The 19,024-nt window shown below is 36.4% G+C and carries 24 protein-coding genes; 11 read left to right on the top strand and 13 right to left on the bottom strand.

The annotated features are described in order from the left end of the window. Positions 1 to 21 precede the first annotated feature (21 nt). Positions 22 to 387 (bottom strand): GNAT family N-acetyltransferase, encoded by a 366-nt coding sequence (locus ACIQXJ_RS19635; RefSeq protein WP_403057058.1) that lies wholly within the window; start codon positions 385 to 387, stop codon positions 22 to 24. A gap of 146 nt (positions 388 to 533) precedes the next feature. On the opposite strand from ACIQXJ_RS19635, the gene ACIQXJ_RS19630 reads away from it, so the two are divergent. Continuing rightward, on the top strand, positions 534 to 989 hold the full coding sequence (locus ACIQXJ_RS19630) for a GNAT family N-acetyltransferase (protein WP_403056710.1): 456 nt from the start codon (positions 534 to 536) through the stop codon (positions 987 to 989). Between the two features lie 25 nt (positions 990 to 1,014). On the opposite strand, the gene ACIQXJ_RS19625 is transcribed toward ACIQXJ_RS19630, so the two are convergent. The 3 genes from ACIQXJ_RS19625 to ACIQXJ_RS19615 are packed head-to-tail and all read right to left on the bottom strand — an operon-like array spanning position 1,015 to position 3,258. After that, positions 1,015 to 1,374, bottom strand: a complete 360-nt coding sequence (locus ACIQXJ_RS19625) for a YybH family protein (protein ID WP_403056707.1) — start codon at positions 1,372 to 1,374, stop codon at positions 1,015 to 1,017. Positions 1,375 to 1,408: 34 nt separating this feature from the next. Next, positions 1,409 to 2,302, bottom strand: coding sequence for a DMT family transporter (locus ACIQXJ_RS19620; RefSeq protein ID WP_403056704.1), 894 nt, complete (start codon positions 2,300 to 2,302; stop codon positions 1,409 to 1,411). Continuing rightward, a complete protein-coding gene (locus tag ACIQXJ_RS19615; protein ID WP_403056701.1) occupies positions 2,299 to 3,258 on the bottom strand; it encodes a proline dehydrogenase family protein in 960 nt (319 codons plus the stop codon). The genes ACIQXJ_RS19620 and ACIQXJ_RS19615 overlap by 4 nt, the downstream gene beginning before the upstream one ends. Before the next feature lie 114 nt (positions 3,259 to 3,372). Here ACIQXJ_RS19615 and pdxR point away from each other — a divergent pair, with 114 nt between their 5' ends. Both pdxR and ACIQXJ_RS19605 read left to right on the top strand, forming a co-directional pair. Beyond that, positions 3,373 to 4,764 (top strand): MocR-like pyridoxine biosynthesis transcription factor PdxR, encoded by a 1,392-nt coding sequence (pdxR, locus tag ACIQXJ_RS19610; RefSeq protein WP_403056698.1) that lies wholly within the window; start codon positions 3,373 to 3,375, stop codon positions 4,762 to 4,764. 35 nt (positions 4,765 to 4,799) lie between these two features. Continuing rightward, the gene (locus ACIQXJ_RS19605) at positions 4,800 to 5,288 is read left to right on the top strand and encodes an SRPBCC family protein (RefSeq protein WP_403056695.1); all 489 of its coding nucleotides are present in this window, start codon (positions 4,800 to 4,802) and stop codon (positions 5,286 to 5,288) included. 47 nt (positions 5,289 to 5,335) lie between these two features. Here ACIQXJ_RS19605 and ACIQXJ_RS19600 read toward each other — a convergent pair whose 3' ends face one another. From ACIQXJ_RS19600 to ACIQXJ_RS19585, 4 genes are all read right to left on the bottom strand, one after another. Beyond that, a complete protein-coding gene (locus tag ACIQXJ_RS19600; RefSeq protein ID WP_403056692.1) occupies positions 5,336 to 6,142 on the bottom strand; it encodes a hypothetical protein in 807 nt (268 codons plus the stop codon). 153 nt (positions 6,143 to 6,295) lie between these two features. After that, complete coding sequence (gene abc-f / locus ACIQXJ_RS19595; protein ID WP_403056689.1) at positions 6,296 to 7,927, bottom strand: ribosomal protection-like ABC-F family protein; 1,632 nt, start codon at positions 7,925 to 7,927, stop codon at positions 6,296 to 6,298. Between the two features lie 479 nt (positions 7,928 to 8,406). Next, on the bottom strand, positions 8,407 to 8,862 hold the full coding sequence (locus ACIQXJ_RS19590; protein WP_403056686.1) for a hypothetical protein: 456 nt from the start codon (positions 8,860 to 8,862) through the stop codon (positions 8,407 to 8,409). 140 nt (positions 8,863 to 9,002) lie between these two features. After that, positions 9,003 to 9,518, bottom strand: a complete 516-nt coding sequence (locus ACIQXJ_RS19585) for a DNA-deoxyinosine glycosylase (RefSeq protein ID WP_403056683.1) — start codon at positions 9,516 to 9,518, stop codon at positions 9,003 to 9,005. 183 nt (positions 9,519 to 9,701) lie between these two features. Here ACIQXJ_RS19585 and ACIQXJ_RS19580 point away from each other — a divergent pair, with 183 nt between their 5' ends. The 3 genes from ACIQXJ_RS19580 to ACIQXJ_RS19570 all read left to right on the top strand — a co-directional run bounded on the left by ACIQXJ_RS19580 (position 9,702) and on the right by ACIQXJ_RS19570 (position 13,421). Continuing rightward, positions 9,702 to 11,294, top strand: a complete 1,593-nt coding sequence (locus ACIQXJ_RS19580; protein WP_403056680.1) for an ATP-binding protein — start codon at positions 9,702 to 9,704, stop codon at positions 11,292 to 11,294. After that, positions 11,291 to 11,998 (top strand): response regulator, encoded by a 708-nt coding sequence (locus ACIQXJ_RS19575; protein WP_403056677.1) that lies wholly within the window; start codon positions 11,291 to 11,293, stop codon positions 11,996 to 11,998. Before ACIQXJ_RS19580 ends, ACIQXJ_RS19575 begins: the two co-directional genes overlap by 4 nt. A 100-nt stretch (positions 11,999 to 12,098) precedes the next feature. Next, positions 12,099 to 13,421 carry a CitMHS family transporter gene (locus tag ACIQXJ_RS19570; RefSeq protein ID WP_403056674.1) on the top strand — a complete coding sequence of 441 codons (1,323 nt, stop codon included), beginning with the start codon at positions 12,099 to 12,101 and terminating at the stop codon, positions 13,419 to 13,421. Positions 13,422 to 13,470: 49 nt separating this feature from the next. Here ACIQXJ_RS19570 and ACIQXJ_RS19565 read toward each other — a convergent pair whose 3' ends face one another. After that, a complete protein-coding gene (locus ACIQXJ_RS19565) occupies positions 13,471 to 14,262 on the bottom strand; it encodes a DUF2268 domain-containing putative Zn-dependent protease (RefSeq protein WP_403056671.1) in 792 nt (263 codons plus the stop codon). 108 nt (positions 14,263 to 14,370) lie between these two features. Between ACIQXJ_RS19565 and ACIQXJ_RS19560 the strand changes: the two genes are divergently transcribed. Next, on the top strand, positions 14,371 to 14,637 hold the full coding sequence (locus ACIQXJ_RS19560) for a hypothetical protein (RefSeq protein WP_403056668.1): 267 nt from the start codon (positions 14,371 to 14,373) through the stop codon (positions 14,635 to 14,637). A gap of 72 nt (positions 14,638 to 14,709) precedes the next feature. Here the strand turns inward: ACIQXJ_RS19560 and ACIQXJ_RS19555 are convergent, their stop codons facing one another. Next, on the bottom strand, positions 14,710 to 15,381 hold the full coding sequence (locus tag ACIQXJ_RS19555) for a polysaccharide deacetylase family protein (protein ID WP_403057055.1): 672 nt from the start codon (positions 15,379 to 15,381) through the stop codon (positions 14,710 to 14,712). Positions 15,382 to 15,815: 434 nt separating this feature from the next. On the opposite strand from ACIQXJ_RS19555, the gene ACIQXJ_RS19550 reads away from it, so the two are divergent. The 3 genes from ACIQXJ_RS19550 to ACIQXJ_RS19540 all read left to right on the top strand — a co-directional run bounded on the left by ACIQXJ_RS19550 (position 15,816) and on the right by ACIQXJ_RS19540 (position 17,046). Beyond that, positions 15,816 to 15,938: a hypothetical protein gene (locus ACIQXJ_RS19550; protein ID WP_401013313.1), complete on the top strand. Its 123-nt coding sequence runs from the start codon at positions 15,816 to 15,818 to the stop codon at positions 15,936 to 15,938. A gap of 118 nt (positions 15,939 to 16,056) precedes the next feature. Further along, positions 16,057 to 16,359, top strand: a complete 303-nt coding sequence (locus tag ACIQXJ_RS19545) for a YunC family protein (protein ID WP_173479305.1) — start codon at positions 16,057 to 16,059, stop codon at positions 16,357 to 16,359. A 36-nt stretch (positions 16,360 to 16,395) separates the two neighbouring features. After that, positions 16,396 to 17,046, top strand: a complete 651-nt coding sequence (locus ACIQXJ_RS19540) for an SIMPL domain-containing protein (RefSeq protein ID WP_403056665.1) — start codon at positions 16,396 to 16,398, stop codon at positions 17,044 to 17,046. On the opposite strand, the gene ACIQXJ_RS19535 is transcribed toward ACIQXJ_RS19540, so the two are convergent. Continuing rightward, positions 17,043 to 17,663, bottom strand: coding sequence for a histidine phosphatase family protein (locus ACIQXJ_RS19535; protein ID WP_403056662.1), 621 nt, complete (start codon positions 17,661 to 17,663; stop codon positions 17,043 to 17,045). The two genes, ACIQXJ_RS19540 and ACIQXJ_RS19535, sit on opposite strands and share 4 nt — an antisense overlap. Before the next feature lie 143 nt (positions 17,664 to 17,806). On the opposite strand from ACIQXJ_RS19535, the gene ACIQXJ_RS19530 reads away from it, so the two are divergent. After that, positions 17,807 to 18,055 (top strand): group-specific protein, encoded by a 249-nt coding sequence (locus ACIQXJ_RS19530; RefSeq protein ID WP_483869675.1) that lies wholly within the window; start codon positions 17,807 to 17,809, stop codon positions 18,053 to 18,055. Between the two features lie 42 nt (positions 18,056 to 18,097). On the opposite strand, the gene ACIQXJ_RS19525 is transcribed toward ACIQXJ_RS19530, so the two are convergent. Further along, positions 18,098 to 18,256: a DUF1540 domain-containing protein gene (locus ACIQXJ_RS19525; RefSeq protein ID WP_173479301.1), complete on the bottom strand. Its 159-nt coding sequence runs from the start codon at positions 18,254 to 18,256 to the stop codon at positions 18,098 to 18,100. A 113-nt stretch (positions 18,257 to 18,369) separates the two neighbouring features. Next, positions 18,370 to 18,972, bottom strand: coding sequence for a methyltransferase domain-containing protein (locus ACIQXJ_RS19520; RefSeq protein WP_403056659.1), 603 nt, complete (start codon positions 18,970 to 18,972; stop codon positions 18,370 to 18,372). Positions 18,973 to 19,024 lie beyond the last annotated feature (52 nt).

Raw genomic sequence — 19,024 nt, 5'->3', positions numbered from 1 at the left:
ATCAAGCCCCTTGATATATCCCTATTTTAATTGCTTGCTAAAACCGATACTTTTCCGTTGGTAAAATTGTTGAGCGGCATTGCGTTCTTCACGATTACCGCTATTCAAAACAAGTGCAGCCTCACCCTGTTCCGCTGCCCAGTATTCTATCGCTTCGAGCAGCTTATGTCCAATGCCCTTTCTACGATAATTATGATCTACGACAAAGACTTGAATCCGTACATAACATCCATCATGCTCATAAAATAAGCTATGGCACAATCCTGCCATCCCAACTACGTGGCCATCCATTTCAGCAACTAATGTATGATAACTTGGATTTGCTGCTAAAGCTTGCAATCTTAACATCATTTGCTCCTCTGTCGTTGGATACCCACGTTGCTCCATTAACACAGTTAAAGCTCTGATATCATGTATATCAGCGGTCTAATTTGCACCATTGTTGCCTCTCCCATAGGTTTATTATTGCTTATTAACGTTTCCATTTATTACAATAATAACTGTATGCATTTATTTTTCAAAGGGGTGTAAGTATGAAAATTATTTCTGTACGTGAGGAGCCTTACTATGCTGAATTGGCGACCCGCTACATACAAAGCAAATGGGCCAGTGAGGAAAGTATGATGCTCTATGAGGATTGCATTTCACATTGCATCACTGCGCAGGCACCACTTCCGCAGTGGTATTTATTAATGGACAATGATGAAATTATTGGCTGTGCAGGTTTAATAACTAATGATTTTATTAGTCGTATGGATTTATATCCTTGGGTATGTGCGGTTTATATTGAAGAAAGCCATCGCGGGCATGCATATGGAGCATTGCTATTAGAGCAAGCTAAAAAGGATGCCCAGCGACACGGATTTTCACACCTTTATCTTTGTACAGATCATATTGGTTTATATGAACGCTATGGCTATTCTCATATCGGGACTGGCTACCATCCTTGGGGGGAAAGTTCACGCATTTATGCGGCAAAGTTAGAATAATAAGGGTGCGCCTATGCCAACTGCGTTAGCTACTTAAATGTTCGTGAATAAGCTTCCATTCATTATTTACTACAGTAAAAACATTTGTCGCTCTCCCGCTCCCTGATACAAATGTGCCATTATGATACCCTTCGTAATGGTATGTATAAATACAGGTAGCGGTAGTTGCATCCGCAGTAAGCCACTGAACATTTTCCGCACGATAAACTTCATCTTTTATGACATGCCATGCATGATTGAAATAAACCTCTATCTCTTCTAGCGTTGTGCATGTTTGATCAGTAAACCAATAAACTGCTTGTGGGTGTAATAGCGCTTTGACGTTGTTAAAATCATGAGTATTTGTTGCATCAATGTAACATGTTAAAGCTTGTTGATAATCCATTTACATTCCTCCTCTTTTCAGCTCTTCAAAACACTTATTTTGATGCTGGTTGTCTTGATAGATAAAATATTGCAACTAAAATTAATACAAATCCAATTAATTGAACAGAAGTAATAGCTTCTCCTAATAACAAAGAAGATAACGCAATACTACTGATTGGCAAAATGCCCGTTAAAATGCCAGCCATATTTGCTGACACTTTTGCTATCCCAAGATGCATCAAAATAAACGCGATGACAGTTACAACGATTCCAAAATAAAGGATTAAGCCCCATTCAGCAAATGACACTTTTTCATATGCAAACTGCCTACTTTCATATAAAGCAAATGGTAGAAATAATATTGATCCAAAACAGCTAACAATTGTAGAAATAGCTAACGCACTAACACGTTGAGAAATAAATTTTCCAAATATAATAAACAATGACTCGCACATAATTGCACCAAATACAAGTAGATTACCAACTACTGATATATGAGTAGCATTAGAAATACCAAACATCCCAGGAGCATTCATCGTCGTAATTCCCATCATTGCAATGCATATGCCCAATACAACATTCTTTGTTAATTTTTCTTTCAATAAAAATAGTGACAGTAACCCCGTACAGGCAGGGATAGTACTTGTAATTAAACCTGCTTCAGTTGCTGTCGTTTGCGTCAGTCCATAAAGCATAAAAATATTAAATAAAAACACACCTGATAATGCTTGTAAAAATAAGAAGAGATAGTCTTTTTTTCGCATTGAAGGCATACCTTCAACTATTAATAATATCGGTACTAAAATGATTGTTGCGACTAAAAACCTCAGTTCAGAGGCAAGAAATACAGGGAAACTTTGAACAATGAGTTTACCCGCAACAACAGAGCTTCCTACTATACTCATAGCAAGGCAAATATTTATAATAGGAATGATTTGAATCTTCAATAATCTTCACTACTATCTACTAATGATGTACTTAACATGTCCGTTACTGCTAAATATAGGTTCTTCGGGTTTTCGGCAAGACGATGACACAAATATAAATACCAATCATGACCATACGGCAAATATACTTTACAGTTATATCCTTTTTCTTTTAAACTCCGAATTAAATCCGGTCGAATTCCATAAAGCGTCTCAATTTCTACATTAGTTTGCTTAAAATATTGTCGATGTTCCATCACTTGTATAATGGATTCATCATGCGTAGCTATTGAAATAGGATGATTTAATTTTATTAATTGATCTACATATTGAAGATAGCGACTATTCAACTCTTCTGATCGCTTAAATGCAATCGTATTTGGCTCTTGAAAAGCACCTTTCACCATTCGTATCTTCCCAGGATATTGAACAAGCTCCTGTATATCCAACTCAGTTCGGTATAAATGAGCTTGTAACGTGATGCCGATATTGTTGTATTCGGTAGCTATCTTTTTATATATGTTAAGAATATCGTCCGTCTTTGAAGATTCTTCCATACTAATCATTAAAATAATGCCGTATTTTTTTGCCTGCTGAACAAGTTGAAGTAGGTGTTTATAAGCAATCTCTTTGTTTATAGACAATCCAATATGCGATAAATCAAATGATACGGTTTGCTCCATAGCTAAAGTACCAAGCTCTTCGATCAACTCCATAAATTCGTTTGTAGCCTTTTGGCATTCCTCAAGATTCACAGTATTTTCTCCAATAAACTCAAGTGAAATTTGATAATCTTTAGCAAATAAATTTTTTGCTACGGAAATGGCTTCCGCTCTTTCTTCCCCTGCTACATACCGTCTTGCAGCCTTCGATAATAATGGATAAAGTTCTTTCGATTGTTGAAATTCATTTTTCATTTGATTGTTTCTTGCAGCCGATTTCAATACTTGAATAACTAATTCTTCTGGCTTTTTCATTTTTTCAGCTCCTATTCATTATTTAAAGTTACTGTATCATGGTAATATTGGTAAAAATAGAACCACTTACTATACTTTTTAACGGTACCAATTTTAAGAAGGAGACGAATAAACATGCTGTGGATACCAATAAATAGAGCATTAGAAATACCTTTAAATAAACAGGTCTATCAACAAATTCGTGAAAAAATTTTAAATGGAACTTTACAAGGTGGCGAGAGGTTGGCATCAACACGTAAACTCTGTTCCGAGTTAAATGTGTCTAGAAATGTAATATTAGAAGCTTATGATCAACTAATAGCAGAAGGATTTATAGTCTCCTATAGAGGTTCCGGTACATTTGTTGCAGATGGTGCCTTATTAACTCAATCTAACAAAGTTACATTAAAGAACAGAACGGAAGAAAAAAAGGAAGAAACGAAAATTGATTTTCGTTCGGGCATTCCTGCATTAAGTTTATTTCCACGTAAAACATGGGCAAAATTATCTCATAGTATATGGAATGATACGAATCCTACACTTTTTGGTTACGACCTACCTGAAGGTCGATACGAATTAAGGGACGTATTAGCCAACTATTTATTGCGGACAAGGGGTGTCGAATGCCATCCAGATCAAATAGTCATAACTTCTGGTGCTACTCAGGCATTAACCATTATTGCTAGATTATTATTATCAGCAAATGATATCGCTATTATGGAAGACCCGATTACAAATGATATTCAAACAATATTTAAATCTTCTGGCGCTTCTATTTATGCAATTCCAGTTGATAAATCCGGTATGAGAACATCCTTATTACCACATAATCAACAGCCAAAATTCGTCTTTATTACCCCCTCTCATCAGTTTCCATTAGGCGGTACTTTACCAATCCAACGCAGGATTCAGTTAATAAACTATGCAAGACAAAAAGAGTGTTATTTGGTGGAAGATGACTATGATAGCGAATTTAGATATGAAGGCCCTCCTGTAAGCTCTTTACAAGGATTAGACCCTAATCGTGTTCTCTACGTTGGATCTTTTAGTAAAATTCTCTCACCAGCATTAAGAATTGGCTATCTCGTTCTTCCATTAGACCTTGTTGAAAAATGCCGTCAGCTTAAATGGTTTTCAGATTTACATACACCTTCGGTAGATCAGCTTATTCTTGCACGTTTTATTAAAGAAGGATACTTAGAACGACATATTGCAAAAATGAAGAAGTATTATAGGAACAATAGAGATTTTCTTATCGACTGTTTACATACTACCTTTTCAAATAAAATTAGGATTTTGGGCTATTCCACTGGGCTGCACCTCGTGGTAGAACTACAAAACATCAACTTCTCAAAGGCACTACTTGAAAAAATTGAACAATTTGGTGTAAAAGTATATCCAGTAGAAGATCATTCAATTTGTAAAGGAAACCATAACAATCGAATTATTTTAGGATTTGGACATTTAAAGAAAGATGAAATACAAGAAGGCGTGACTCGATTATTCCAAGCAATCTTTCATAACTAAGAGGTCAAATAGCCTTAAATTCAAGGAGGATATTTATGCTAGCTACAATTCAAAAACATCAATCTGGCTATAGCGCTCAATTTACTTGGCCACTTTCACATTCAATTAGTGAAGTTTGGGCGGTATTAACAAAGAATGGCAAACTTCAAAAATGGATGAGCAATTTAGAAATGATTGAGCCTAAGAAAAATGGTAAAATGCGTTTTAATATGAATGACGGAACCGATACCTTTATAGACATCGACATTACGGATTATATTGAGCAGGAGGTACTGGAGTTTGAATGGGGCAAGGATAGTGTACGCTTTGAGCTATCACCGACTAGTGATGGTTCAATATTAGTGTTGCATGAAAAAATCGGTCAGCTGACTGATCATACGCCTAAAGATTTAGCTGGATGGCATATTTGCTTAGAGCTCCTGTCTGATTTGTTAAACGACTCTGTGCATGGGGAATTTCCAATGGAAGCATGGCAAAAATGGTTGGCAGAGTATACGCTACTAATACATGAAGTTGAAAAGTAAACAGGCAAAAAAATTCCCTGAGCGGATTGCCACTCAAGGAATTTTATTTATTGATTAAAAGCTGATGCAATTGCTAGTGCCTTCATTGGGTCCTTTACCGAATCAAGTGTATAGACAAGCTTTCCATCCTGCCATACGATTAAGTTTCCTGATTCATAGACATCTAAATGCACCATGCCGTTTTCATGTGGAATCGGAAGCGTATGGGATTCTAAATATTCTACTGCTTGTTTCGCTAGGTCTACTCCAGCGGCTGAATTATCTGTTCGGGTATGGGTTGCTAAGGCCCATCTCCCCTCATTCCATCCAGTCCATAACGAGCCAGCTCCTGCATCCTGATAGCCATTAATATTGTATCCGAGCGGTACTTGTTGCCCGCCATTTTTACTAAAGTCTTCATAAGCAATCTGGTTGCTTGCCTCATCTATACTGTCAAATAGCTTTACAGTAAGCTTGGCAATCGCTGTTGCATTTGAAGCATTTTTTAGTTTCACATCATTTACAGGAATATACTCTTTACTTTCTAGAAAAAGAACTTCAGCTTGTTTGTCTGAACCTGTTGTTGTTGCCGTTAAAAAATTCCCCTTTGTTAGCGGAAGATTATTTGGCATAACAATCGCTAACTCTGTTCCAAGCTGCTCTTTTATCGTTTTCAATGCTTCTGCCTGTGTTACAGAAGAGACAGTGTCTTCAGAATTTGATTCAGTTGTCGTGCTCTGATTTTCATTTGATTGTTGCTCTTCTTGCGTATGGTCTTGTTGTGTATGGTCTTGCTCGCTCACTTTCTCGTCATCTGTAGTACATGCGCTTAGCATACTAATCGTGAGTAAGCTCGTAAAAAGTAATTTTTTCATGTAGACACCCCTCTTTTGGCCTTGCTTTGGCGTTTTTTCAATCCTGCTCTAAATGCCTGTGACATTAGCCAGGTTTCCCCCTCATTATAAAAGTGGAGAATTTCTGCTGAATCAAGTTTATTTTCCCCACTCTTGTCTCTCTTAAACGTGAAACTAGCGAAGATTATTAATTTGCTTAGTCAAGTCATTAAACTTACGATCAAGCACTGCATATTCCTTATCCTTTGCAGTTAGAAAGCTAAGTTTGCCGAGTATTTCTTGTCTTTCATTTTCAAGCTTTAGTCGTAGTGCACTCGTATCATTTACTTGTGGCGGTGCGCTCTCTCTCCATTTTTTCTCAATGCCTTCATTTTTAAGCTCCCAAACAGTGCTTGTCGTTTTTTCTAAAAAATAGCGATCGTGTGATACAACGAGCAATGTACCTGTATACAGCTCTAATGTTTTCTCCAATTGCTCTCTTGAAGGTAAGTCTAAATGGTTCGTTGGCTCATCTAAAATGAGAACATTTTTTTCCTCTAGTATATATGCCATAAGCTTACACTTCACACGCTCACCCATACTCATATTGCCAATAGGTGCTGTCCAATGACTCGCTGTAAATCCTAAATGTTTCATGATATTGCGGACTTTACCTCTTTCCTCGAAAGTCTCCTTGTAAAAGTATTGCTCTGGTGTAAGTTCAAGAGGCAAATCAAATACATCCTGCGTTAAATAGCCGATGTTGGCAGCAGGTGAAATCCATATATCACCATCCGCTTTTTCTTGTCCTGTCAGTACTTTCAATAATGTCGTTTTCCCGCTACCATTTGGGCCAGTAATAGCAATCTTTTCACCAAACTTGATTACCATATTTATATCTTTAAATATAAGACGATGCTGGAAAGATTTTGTTACATGCTTACACTCTAAAAATCGTTTTCCTACCCGTTGGTTTGTCACTACTGAAAATCGCACTTCATCTTCTTGCTTAAGTTGTTCAACTTTCGTTTTTGCTAGCTCCTTTTCCAAGCGTTTTTTCTTTGATTTTACTTGCGCATCCATTCGTTTAGCCTTTACTCGATAAAACTCTTTAAAACTCTCTTGCTTGGTCGATTGCGCGTGTGCCTTATGCGACCAAGACGAAAGCTCACTCATTTGTGCTTCAATACGTTCAATATTTTTTTGTTGTTTATCATAGGCACGTTGCTGCGCTAACCTTTGTTGCTCTCGTGCCGCTATATAACTTGTATAATGACCACTATGCTCTATCAGTTTTCCGTCTTCCAGTGACCATATTTTCGTAGCAACTTCGTCTAAAAAATAACGGTCATGGGACACGACAATAATTGTACCGCCATATTTTTTTACTTGGGCGATTAGCAGTGCTGTACTTGTTTCATCTAAGTGATTTGTCGGTTCATCCAACAATAGTAATTGCGCATGTTGTGAAAAGCCTCGTGCTAGTCGTCTCTTCAGCTTTTCACCACCACTTAAAGCTACAAACTCTGTGTTTGGCACATGCCATTTAGCGAGTAAATCTGCTTCCTCTGCACTTACTTCCCAATTTTCAATAGCTGCTTGCTCTTGTTCTACATAAGCAATTTTGATTTGCTGTAACCACAATAGCTGCCCTTTTGTAGGAGTTAGTATGCCTTGAATTAGCTGTAACAATGTCGATTTTCCAGCTCCATTTTTACCTATTATGCCAATGACTTCACCCTGTTTTACTGTAGCGGTGGCATTATCAAAAATAACTGTGTCACTCACTTCATACTGTACATTTTGTAATTTTAAAAGTTCTTTCATTACATCCGTTCCTCTCCGTATAGAGGGACAAAAAAATCCCTCCAATTATTTTGGAAGGATTAGTCGCGAAATATCATACATAAAAAAAGCTCCAACGTAGAGCCTTATTTATGAGATGATCCAATACTAAAAAATGCTATCCCCCACTAAAGAACTTCTAGCGGGAAAATATGCGTTTTAAGTATGCGTTTAACGATCGTCGGCGGTTAAACCGATATCGTTGCACTTATGGAAAATGGGCAGACTAATCCTATTTTTGGTTCATTGAAATATACATTTCATGTGCAAAAAATAAGATTAGTTAATCATTAGCCACCCATCGTCCCTTCATCTTTAGTTACAATAATTGTAACATCAATTGCTCAAAAACAGAATATTTATAATAAATTTCTCTCTATATTTTCGAAAAAGGAGCTATGTACACTAAAATAAAAAGGGGATTCATCGCGGTAAATCGACGAATCCCTCGTAAAGGTCCCTTATCTAAAACATTCGAATGCGAGTATGTTATCTCGCAAAATTGTACTGAAACGCCAGCCAGACCTTCTACTCCAGCGGAATCCTGCAATAACGTCCCTACCAATAACCGTCGGGAAAAACCAAAAACTTCTTCCGTTCGTCGTCCATATAAACGTATTCCTAAATAAACATCTTTGAATACCACTAGCTCCTCCATGCCAAGCAGGCATAGCTGGAGAAAAACTTGGTGGAGCACTGGTCGGCATTTGGCCAGTTGATGGCGGACCGTAATTTGGTGGACCGAAATTAGGCGGACCCATATTTGGTGGGCCGAAATTAGGTGGGCCAAAGTTAGGCGGTCCTATATTTGGTGGGCCGAAATTAGGTGGACCAAAGTTAGGTGGACCCATATTTGGTGGGCCAAAGTTAGGTGGTAGACGTCTTTCTCCTAAGTCATCGCTTGGAAATAAATTCAATACAAACTCCCCCTTTAACATAATTCAATATATGTAAAGGGGGCGAAAGCTGATTGAGCCATTAGCCTACTCACCAATTTAGTCTCCACTTGTCCACTACTTTTTCGCACAAAAATACAGTTCATGAATGTTGCATCTTATTACGCTAAATACGATTGCATCACTCGCCAATCCTCCAGCTTTTCATTGAAGGATTTAATATTTCTACCAGGTATTGGGCTAGTCGATGGCATTTTTTGATATGCCCGCCCGTCTAAAACATCAAAGCCAATATGTTTTTTAAACACTTCAAATGCCTTCCCACCATTAAAAAGCACAAGTTCAATATTTGGGTAATGTATAAAAAGTGTTTTAAAGTCATTTGGTTTTTCATTTCGAATGGCTGCATCTAAACTGCCCTTCCGTTCACATGATTCGATTGTATCCCATAGCCCAATGTGATTTTCCATTAACAACTCTATTCGCTGACCATAATCTACAGGTATCGCTCTCTTTAAAATTTCCCCAATGATAGCCCAAAAGTGATTGCGTGGATTGCCATAATATTGTTGCTTCTCTAATGATAGCTTTCCTGGCATTGAACCGACAATGAGCACCTTTGTTGCCACATCAATAACAGGTGGCAGTACATTTTTCACTTCATCTGACACAGCCATCACTCCTTTCTTTTATTGTAGCGTAAAGTTTTAGAACGTTTCCCATAATGATGAGCTTGTTTATCTACTCTCATTTTGTTGAAGATTTATGATAGACTATTTCAAATACGCTCTTTCACGAGGTTTTTATCACTTGAATTTAGAAACAATCGAAAAAATAAACTAACTACATAGAGGTGAAATATGAAAAATTTGTTCCAGTCTCTAACAGTTAAAATGATTTTTTTAATGACTATTCTAATTCTTGTCATATGTGGGCTGTTTATTTATCTTTTGCAAGAACACATTCGAGAAACAACAGAAAAACAAATAGGCGTAGAAGCATTAAATATTGCAAAAACCATTGCCTCAATGGAGGAAATTATTACAGCCTTCGATGAAGAACATCCAAGTGAAACGATTCAGCTAATTGTTGAACCGTTAAGACAGGAGATTGATGCAGCGTTTATTGTCGTTGGTAATGCTGAAGGTGTTCGTTATTCACACCCATCAGAAGATAAAATTGGACATAAAATGGTTGGTGGAGACAATGATGCCGCATTACAAAATAAACAAGCCTATACTTCTAAAACGATAGGGTCATTAGGTGAATCCATTCGAGGGAAAGCTCCTATTATTTTAGACGATAACATTATCGGTGTTGTTTCTGTCGGTTTTTTAACGGCTCATATCGAGACAACCATCAAGGAACATATTTACAAATGGCTACAATATACAATTATGATTCTCTTCATAGGCATACTTGGAGCAATCGCTATATCCATTTATATAAAAGCGTTATTGTTCAATATGGAGCCCAGGCACATCGCTAAGTTGTATCAGCAAAACAAAGTAATTTTAGAGACAACAGAAGAAGGTATACTGGCGGTCAATCATTTAAATCAAATCACTACTATTAATAAAAGTGCATACGAGATGCTAGATTCTACTCATAATCAACCCATTTCCACATGGATGGGGACAAAAATTGAACATCTTTTCACCCCTAAAATTGTTGCACAAGAACATATTCACAATTTAGAACTATCACTAGACGAACATATTATCATCTTAAATAAAGCGCCATTAATTGAAAAGAAAAGAAAAATCGGTTCATTGTATACATTTAGAAAAAAAACGGACATTCAAAAAGTTATCGATGAACTAAAACAGGTAAAGCAATATGCCAATATACAACGTGCCTATACACACGAATTTGCAAATAAGCTTCATATTATTTTAGGTTTGCTTGTTCATAAACACTACGATCAAGCAATCGATTTTATTAAAGAAGAGCGAAACATACAACTTAAAAATCAGGCCTTTTTAAACAGTAATGTAACAGCTCCAATACTACTAGCATTAATTCAAGGGAAAATGGCAGAAGCAGCTGAACTTGGCATTAAACTTGAGCTAAAGGAAATTTCCCCATCTATTCAATTATCTAAACCTCAGGAAGATGCTATCTTAACTGCACTTGGTAATGTCCTTCAAAATGCCATTGATTCTTTAAAAAACTGGCCAGCCTCCGATAAAATGATTCAACTTTCCATCAACGATTTTAAAAATCATTACTTATTTGAAATACAAGATAATGGACCCGGTATCGATAACAATTTGTACGATAAAATTTTTACAAAGGGTGTTTCCACAAAAGAAGGCTTAGATCGTGGACATGGCTTGACGATAAGTAAAAAAGCCCTTGAAAAGATAAATGGAGATATTTTATTAGATTCTGGCGATTTATCGGGAGCATGTTTTTTAATTATAGTTCCTAAAGGAGGTAATCTCGTATGACAGCATGCAAAAGTGTATGGATTATTGAAGATGACTTTAGAGTAGCAAGCATTCACGCAGATTATGTACATACAATAGGAGGTTTTAGTGTTACTGAAAGTTTTCGTACAGGACAAGAGGCGATTAAAAAACTAAACCTAACCTCTAGCTTGCCGGCAATTATTTTAACGGATTTGTATATCCCTGATGTTGAAGGCAGTTCATTAGTACGCCATATACGTCATCACTATCCTTCTATTAAAATAATTATTATTTCAGCTGCTACAGAAAGAAGTTTAATCAAAGACGTCGTGGATTTGGGGATTTTAGATTATTTAATTAAACCGTTTGAACAACAACGACTTCAACAAGCATTTAAAAAATATTTGAATGAACATCATTTATTTCAAAATAGCATGACTATCACGCAATATGACCTTGATTCCTTACTCTATCGTGAATCCATTACTACGGAAGATAAGCTCGTAAAAGGAATCGATTTACATACGTTACAAACTGTTAAAAGTATATTTGAAAATCCTCAAGCGCAGGAGCTTACTGCTTCACAATTAAGTGAGCTTATCGGTTCTAGTCGTTCAACAGCTCGCCGCTATTTAGAATACTTAGTTGGCGAACAATTTTTGCACATAAAGCCCATTTACGGAACGATTGGCAGACCTGAAAGGAAATATATTTATCATGGAACTTATGAACAAAATGAATAGTTTGATTCTTATTTAACATATGGCCATATTATTCCCTTCCCACCAGCACCATGCTAACTTTAAATAGTCAGAATACTCAATTAAAAGGGAGGGGCTTTTTTTGAGCTTAAGTGTAATTGGCTTTTTCACCATTATGATTATTATTGCTCTACTCATCAGTGGTCGTGTATCGCCACTTGTAGCAATGGTTATTCCACCGATAATAGCTGCATTAATCGCTGGTTTTAATTTTGATGAACTAGGCGAATTCTTTAATTCCGGACTAAGCTCTGTGATGAGTGTCGCTGTTATGTTTATCTTTGCAATTATTTTCTTTGGTATTATGCAAGATGTAGGACTGTTTGAACCATTGATCAACAAAATGATTGCGCTTTCAAAAGGAAATATTGTTATCGTTGCTGTTGTTACAGTACTTATTGCTGTAGTAGCTCAATTAGATGGTTCCGGTGCTTCTACGTTTTTAATTACGATCCCTGCATTATTACCTTTATATTTAAGATTACGAATGAATCCATACTTATTACTTTTATTAATTGCTGGAGCTGCAGCCGTTGTAAATATGGTACCTTGGGGAGGTCCGTTAGGTCGTGTTGCATCAGTATTGGAAGTGGATGTTACTGAACTATGGTATCCGTTAATTACAATTCAAATTATTGGTATTGGACTAATGCTAGTTTTAGCACTATACCTAGGCTTTAGAGAAAAAAAACGCATTCTGAAACAGTATGGCACACTCGATGTTACGCACGATGATTCTAATTTAAATCAAGTAGTTGGGTCAGCAGAAGTAGACATAGCCTTACGTCGGCCAAAATTATTATGGGTTAATGCGTTAATTACTATTTTAGTAATAGGGATTTTAGTGGCAGGTATTGTACCAGCAGGATTAGCCTTTTTAATCGGCGTGGCCATCGCTCTGCCAATTAACTATCGTACACCGAATGAACAAATTGAGCGGGTACGAACACATGCCCCAAGTGCTTTAACGATGGCGTCCATTATTATTGCCGCTGGCTTATTTTTAGGCATCCTCAATGGCTCTGGAATGTTAACGGCTATTGCCAACAATGCCGTAACTATTTTACCGTCAGCCCTATCATCGTATTTACATATTATTATCGGTGTATTAGGCGTACCATTTGATTTGTTGTTAAGTACTGATGCCTACTATTTTGCCTTATTCCCTGTAGTTGAACAGATTGGCCTATCTTTCAATATTGATTCCCTTTCAACTGCTTATGCAATGGTTATTGGTAATATTGTAGGTACATTTGTATCGCCACTTGCCCCAGCTGTCTGGTTAGCGTTAGGCTTATCAGGATTAGAAATGGGGAGACACTTAAAATACTCTTTCTTTTGGATGTGGGGGTTAAGTATTGTTTTACTTGGCATTGCTATAGCAATGGATATAATCTCTATCTAAAGACCAAAACCAGTTGTCAATTCAAATATCGACAACTGGTTTTTCGTAGCTATAAAGGAAATGCAGAGCCCGTAAGTATATTTTTTGAACTTTTTTTAAGAAGCTCTTTAGCCGAGTGATTTTCAATATATGTCCTTACAATTTCATAACCAATACAATACCCAATCCAGGGTGGCAGTTTTCCACCATATAAAAATTCAACATGATTATTTAAGCCTTGAACATTAATATTGGGCAAAAACTGAGTCTTCCAAATGGCTAGCATTTTTTCCAATGAATAATTGCTCAACCAAGACGCTAACCATTTAGACCCGTAAATTTCCTCTACTGCACATTCTGCTAAACCTTCTAAAATTAATGAATCTAATAGCGTTACTTCCCGTAACGATTTGTTTAAGTAGTGCAGTCGGCAAACATGATTGTATTCATGTGCAAATAAAGCTTTAAGTTCTTCCTTTTCTAGCTCTCCTATAAATAAAAATAAAGCATCTGGATATGCAACACCATTTTTGTTTGTAATATTTTGCTCCTGTGTTAGTGGGAAAATATAGATTGGTATATCTGGCCCGCCCCAACGTTTCTTTAAATAAAAATATTCTTCCCGAACAATTTCCCAAGTATTTTGATCTTGTAGCTTCTTAATATCAATTTTTTCATGTGCTCGAAATAGCCCTTGTTGCTGTAATTCAAACTGTATTTCATGTGGTGTTCCACCATTAAAATGTTCTACTAATCGGCTACAAAGAATAGTACGTTGCAAATCTTCAAAATCTCTACTGTTGTTTAACTTTTGACTAGTCTTTAACTCGTAAAGCCAATCATCAGTTGATATGACTGACATACGTTCACCCCCTTGCAATAGCTTATGTTTCCAATAGACATTCGGCTAGTGATAGTTGTATCCAACGGCATATATTGTCTTGTAAGGACTAAGAAAGGAGGAGATTCTGTGAATCCAGCTGAATGCTATAATCTTTGCTGTAAATATCACGGTAAACGTGTAAAAATTACTGATACATCTGGGAATGTTCATGTCGGAGAAATAACTAGAGTGGATAGAAGACAGGTATGGATTCTACCTGATAGACAAAACAGAGGATATGGTTTAGGTTTTTGGGGTTGGGGTTTCGGAGGACCAGGGTTTGGCGGGTTTGGCGTTGGAATTGCCCTTGGCGCAATTGCCGGAATTGCATTAGCACCTTTATTATTTTTCTAGTTTAAATACGTAGAATATTCTTTTCTTATAAAGAAAAATAAGCCATTTCAATATATTGAAATGGCTTATTTTTTATTGGATTTTCTCTTGTTGCTGTTTTCTTTCAATTAATTCCGATACAGTTACAAATGTATAGCCCTGTTTTTTTAATGTAGGTATTATTTCTTCTAGGGCTTTAATTGTTTGTGTGCGGTTGCCGCCTCCGTCATGAAATAAAATAACATCCCCTGGCTTTGTTCCATCAAGCACCTTATGGACAATTTTATTTACTCCTGGTTCTTTCCAATCTTGTGTATCTTGATGCCAAGACCACATTACGACCTGATAACCATTTTTTACGGCAGTATTGATTATTTTATCGTTATAATTACCACCTACAGGACGAAATAATACAGGTGAAAAACCAGTAATATTATTAATCATTTCGTTTGTCCGCTGTAGTTCCTCCTGTAATTTAGATACGGAAACTTTGAATGGGTGTGTGTAAGTATGGTTGGCAAGTTCATGACCCTCTTTATAAGTTCTTGAAACAACATCTGGATACTTTTCTGCATTTTGACCAATAATAAAAAAGGTCCCCTTTGCTTCATATTTAGCTAAAATATCTAGCACCTGTGAGGTATACTTCGGATCTGGGCCATCATCAAAGGTTAAGGCAACAATTTTATCCTTTGTGTTAATATCCCACACAACCTCACCAGTCTCCTCATATTCACTACGCCCTTTTTCTGCAGAGGTATTCATTCCTGTAAAACATATAGAAATGAATAAAAAGCAAGCCGTCAAAAACAATACATTTTTACGTATCACAGTATCACCTCCCACATTTTATTGCATATTACAGCTCATCTTACTATTTACGAAACACGTTGAATTATACTTCAAAAAGACTGCCGGATTTTACTTAAACCCTCTATAACATTATATTGAAAAATCATTTAATAAACTGTTTCTCCATACTTTAATAACTTGTTTAATTAAACTTTTTTCAACATCCTTATTTTTAAATAATTTCCACAAACGTAGCGACAATTTTTGAACGAAATGTGAAACCTTTCATTTAACACTTTATTTTTTACAAAATCGGTGTAAAATAAGGTGCATAAACTGATATATAACAACGATAATATATTTGATTACTGTTATATTACAAATTTGCATACAAAGGGGATTTTAAAATGTGGGTTATTACTGTTTTTGAACAAGATTCATACCGTATGTTCGAGTACACTACGCAAGATGAGGCTAAATTAGCGTTAAAAAATATACAACAAACTGCATTGCTTTCTTATACAAAATAAGTGCCAGGCACACAAACAATTCTCAAACAATTAACGTCACACACACTTTTTTAGTGGAAATACCGAACACCTTTTTATCTATTGCCATATGTATAGAGAGAAAAGGAGTGTGATGTTCATGGTGACAATTGAACCTATTATGATTAAAGGTCATTTTTTCACTGCTGTAATTGTACATTTACCAAAAACGACACTACTAACTATTTCGAATGATACGGGCTACATCATGTGTGGTGCATTAGATGTCGGTCTTTTAAATAGTCGCTTATTAGATCGAAAAATCATCGCAGGTCGAGCGGTTGGAGTGAAAACAATAGATGAGCTGTTAACAGCCCCACTTGAATCCGTTACATTTGAGGCAGAGCAACTAGGCATATTCGCAGGAATGACTGGAGTAGAAGCATTGTTAAAAATGATTTAAAACGTTACTAAAGACCAGTCGGGGGGGTGGTATTAAATGTATTACCAACATGCAAATCCACATTCTCTCCCTGCATCGCGAATTATGACTGTAACAGGAAATGGAAAAGTAGTTGCGAATGCAAGTTATGTTCAGCTTCAAATTGAGGTAACTACGCAAGGAGAAAATGTGCAGCAAGCACAGCAGGAAAATGCTAGTATTATGAATCGTGTAATTCAATCTATTGTGGCACTAACTATTCCAAAGGAAAATATACAAACTGCCACCTATACGATTGCGCCTATTTATGATTATGTAGATGGCAAACAGGTATTTAAAGGCTATGAGGTGGCAAATGCTATTACAGTAAAAATACCTGATACAAATCTTGTTGGGGCTGTTATTGATACGGCTGTGGAAAATGGAGCAAATCGTATTTCCTCTATTCAATTTAAAATTGATAATGCGGATGTATATTACCAGCAGGCACTTAGCTTGGCACTTCATAATGCCCAAATGAAAGCTAACACGATAGCACAGACGATGCAATTATCTGTGCATCCTCAGCCGATAGAAATTGTTGAAGAAAACGAAAGTGGTCCTGTGCTATATAAATCGATGGCAATGGCAGATTCGTCAATGGTAACACCTATTGAACAAGGGCAAATCACTATTAGTGCCACTGTTCGCGTTACATTTCAATACTAAATATAGTTTCGGAACGTCAAACAAAGCCAGACTCCATTTATCATAATGTAGTCCGGCTTCTTGTCTTCTATTGTTGTGCGTCCCCAAATACGTTCGATAACCGCTTCGTTATGAATATAGCTTATTTGATAGACATCTGGATTACTTAGCCTGTGCCAAAACTGAAAATCTACATCACTTTGATAACTCTTTAATAGTAAGGATATGAGATTACCATGACTGACGATAACCGTATGTTCAGTTCCTCTCTCAGCCACTTCTTTTACAACGTTCTTGATGCGTTCCATTGCCTCCTGACTGGACTCCCCACCCTCATATTTTAAATCCAAATTAGTAAAAGTTATTTTTAGTTTTTCATACCAATCTGGTAAAGTATCCGTGCTTAATATACGTTCTGAAAGACGTTCATCTAACTCAATTTTTTTGTTTGTTGTTTTACTTAATAGTTCTATCGATTGGATGGCACGTAAAAAAGGACTCGAAATGATTCGGTCGATTTTATAAGTATGAAAAAAGTCAGCTAAACGCTTTGCCTGCTCGTGCCCTTTTTCTGTTAAAGGCGCATTTGAAGATTGCCCTTGTGCTTCGCAATGTCTAATTACGTAAATCCTCTTCATTTCGCTCCCCCTCCCATTTCAAAAAAATCGCTATATTTATTTTACCAGTTATAACAAATATGAGTAAAAGTATTCACTCATGAACTACAAGCAACCATCATATATTTAGTCAGTATAAAAGATGATGCTTAAAGGAGGATATGATGCAAGCGGAAAACAAACGCCTTCGGAAAATTCAACATCTTGCTCATGAAATTATGGATGAGATGAACGCAGGAAAAGAATTGAATGAGCTCGAAACATTAATACCTGTCATTGATAATTTATCTCGTGCAATTGGTGATTTAACAGACGCCTTTGGCAATTATTCATTAGATTATGTAGAGGAAAAGGTCAAAAATGCTCATACCCTATTGTTCAAGAAAGACAAAGTAGATATGTACCAGTTATGACATAAAAAAAGGGTAGCCCCCTAAAGGGTTACCCTAACGCCATTAATGCTCTTCAGGTGTAAATGTTTTGCAATCTGTTTCTTCACTATTGGATGCATGCTGACCTTTTTGACTTACAACGTAAATAGCTTCTGCAGTACATTTGTTACCAGAGCCCCAATACGTGCAGTTATTGACTTCACATAGAATCTGTTGTGCCATCGTATCACACCTCCTCTTTTGTTATCCTTAACAAAAGAGGAGTTTTCAATACTTAACTTAAATATAAAACCTTAAAATAACCTAAAATAACAATGATGCCTCGTTTTTTCTTATTATTTTCTTACAGCGACTAATTTATTTGCTGCGTGACAATGTTTAATATTGTTATCATGCTGATCTTCAAATTGGTAGGAACGATAATATTGAATTGACCAACTATGATATAAATCTTTGATTTCACCTTCTTTACATATTCCTTTAATAAATGGTGCTAAATCTTCTGGAATATCTACTTCGTCTGTAAATACGGTAATAATATTGATGCCCTGTATCTTCGTATGTTTTTGCATGGAATGCATAATGCTATGCCAATCTTCACGCTCTAAAAAGTGGAACAAGCCATGTGAAATAATACAATCATAGGAATGTTTAAACTCATATGTAGTAGCATCTTGCACAATAGCTTGTAAGTTATGTAATTGGTGCAACTCTTTGTATCTATTGATTTTAGCAATACCTGCCTCCGAAATATCGATGGCTTCAACCTCAAACCCAAGCTTTGCTAAATAGACTGCGTGCCTACCATCACCACATCCTATATCTAAAATGCGTGCACCTGCTTGTAACCTATTTGCCCATTCAACCACTTCCTCACTAGGATTACCAAAAGCATAATGCGTATCTGCTAAGTAATCTTTCTCCCAAAATGGTTTCACTTTCTTATCTCCTCTATAGACTAAGTATATAAAACGTGCTTTGACCTATTTC

This window comes from Lysinibacillus sp. NPDC097868 (assembly GCF_044761135.1).
Lineage (GTDB): Bacteria > Bacillota > Bacilli > Bacillales_A > Planococcaceae > Lysinibacillus.
This window is presented reverse-complemented; position numbering and strand designations above follow the sequence as displayed.

Bases quoted from the DNA above. Each gene is read 5' to 3' on its own strand.
- ACIQXJ_RS19635 (WP_403057058.1), bottom strand. From the start codon at position 387: ATGGAGCAACGTGGGTATCCAACGACAGAGGAGCAAATGATGTTAAGA.
- ACIQXJ_RS19630 (WP_403056710.1), top strand. From the start codon at position 534: ATGAAAATTATTTCTGTACGTGAGGAGCCTTACTATGCTGAATTGGCG.
- ACIQXJ_RS19625 (WP_403056707.1), bottom strand. From the start codon at position 1,374: ATGGATTATCAACAAGCTTTAACATGTTACATTGATGCAACAAATACT.
- ACIQXJ_RS19615 (WP_403056701.1), bottom strand. From the start codon at position 3,258: ATGAAAAAGCCAGAAGAATTAGTTATTCAAGTATTGAAATCGGCTGCA.
- pdxR (WP_403056698.1), top strand. From the start codon at position 3,373: ATGCTGTGGATACCAATAAATAGAGCATTAGAAATACCTTTAAATAAA.
- ACIQXJ_RS19605 (WP_403056695.1), top strand. From the start codon at position 4,800: ATGCTAGCTACAATTCAAAAACATCAATCTGGCTATAGCGCTCAATTT.
- ACIQXJ_RS19600 (WP_403056692.1), bottom strand. From the start codon at position 6,142: ATGAAAAAATTACTTTTTACGAGCTTACTCACGATTAGTATGCTAAGC.
- abc-f (WP_403056689.1), bottom strand. From the start codon at position 7,927: ATGAAAGAACTTTTAAAATTACAAAATGTACAGTATGAAGTGAGTGAC.
- ACIQXJ_RS19585 (WP_403056683.1), bottom strand. From the start codon at position 9,518: ATGGCTGTGTCAGATGAAGTGAAAAATGTACTGCCACCTGTTATTGAT.
- ACIQXJ_RS19580 (WP_403056680.1), top strand. From the start codon at position 9,702: ATGAAAAATTTGTTCCAGTCTCTAACAGTTAAAATGATTTTTTTAATG.
- ACIQXJ_RS19575 (WP_403056677.1), top strand. From the start codon at position 11,291: ATGACAGCATGCAAAAGTGTATGGATTATTGAAGATGACTTTAGAGTA.
- ACIQXJ_RS19565 (WP_403056671.1), bottom strand. From the start codon at position 14,262: ATGTCAGTCATATCAACTGATGATTGGCTTTACGAGTTAAAGACTAGT.
- ACIQXJ_RS19555 (WP_403057055.1), bottom strand. From the start codon at position 15,381: ATGAATACCTCTGCAGAAAAAGGGCGTAGTGAATATGAGGAGACTGGT.
- ACIQXJ_RS19550 (WP_401013313.1), top strand. From the start codon at position 15,816: ATGTGGGTTATTACTGTTTTTGAACAAGATTCATACCGTATGTTCGAG.
- ACIQXJ_RS19545 (WP_173479305.1), top strand. From the start codon at position 16,057: ATGGTGACAATTGAACCTATTATGATTAAAGGTCATTTTTTCACTGCT.
- ACIQXJ_RS19540 (WP_403056665.1), top strand. From the start codon at position 16,396: ATGTATTACCAACATGCAAATCCACATTCTCTCCCTGCATCGCGAATT.
- ACIQXJ_RS19535 (WP_403056662.1), bottom strand. From the start codon at position 17,663: ATGAAGAGGATTTACGTAATTAGACATTGCGAAGCACAAGGGCAATCT.
- ACIQXJ_RS19530 (WP_483869675.1), top strand. From the start codon at position 17,807: ATGCAAGCGGAAAACAAACGCCTTCGGAAAATTCAACATCTTGCTCAT.
- ACIQXJ_RS19525 (WP_173479301.1), bottom strand. From the start codon at position 18,256: ATGGCACAACAGATTCTATGTGAAGTCAATAACTGCACGTATTGGGGC.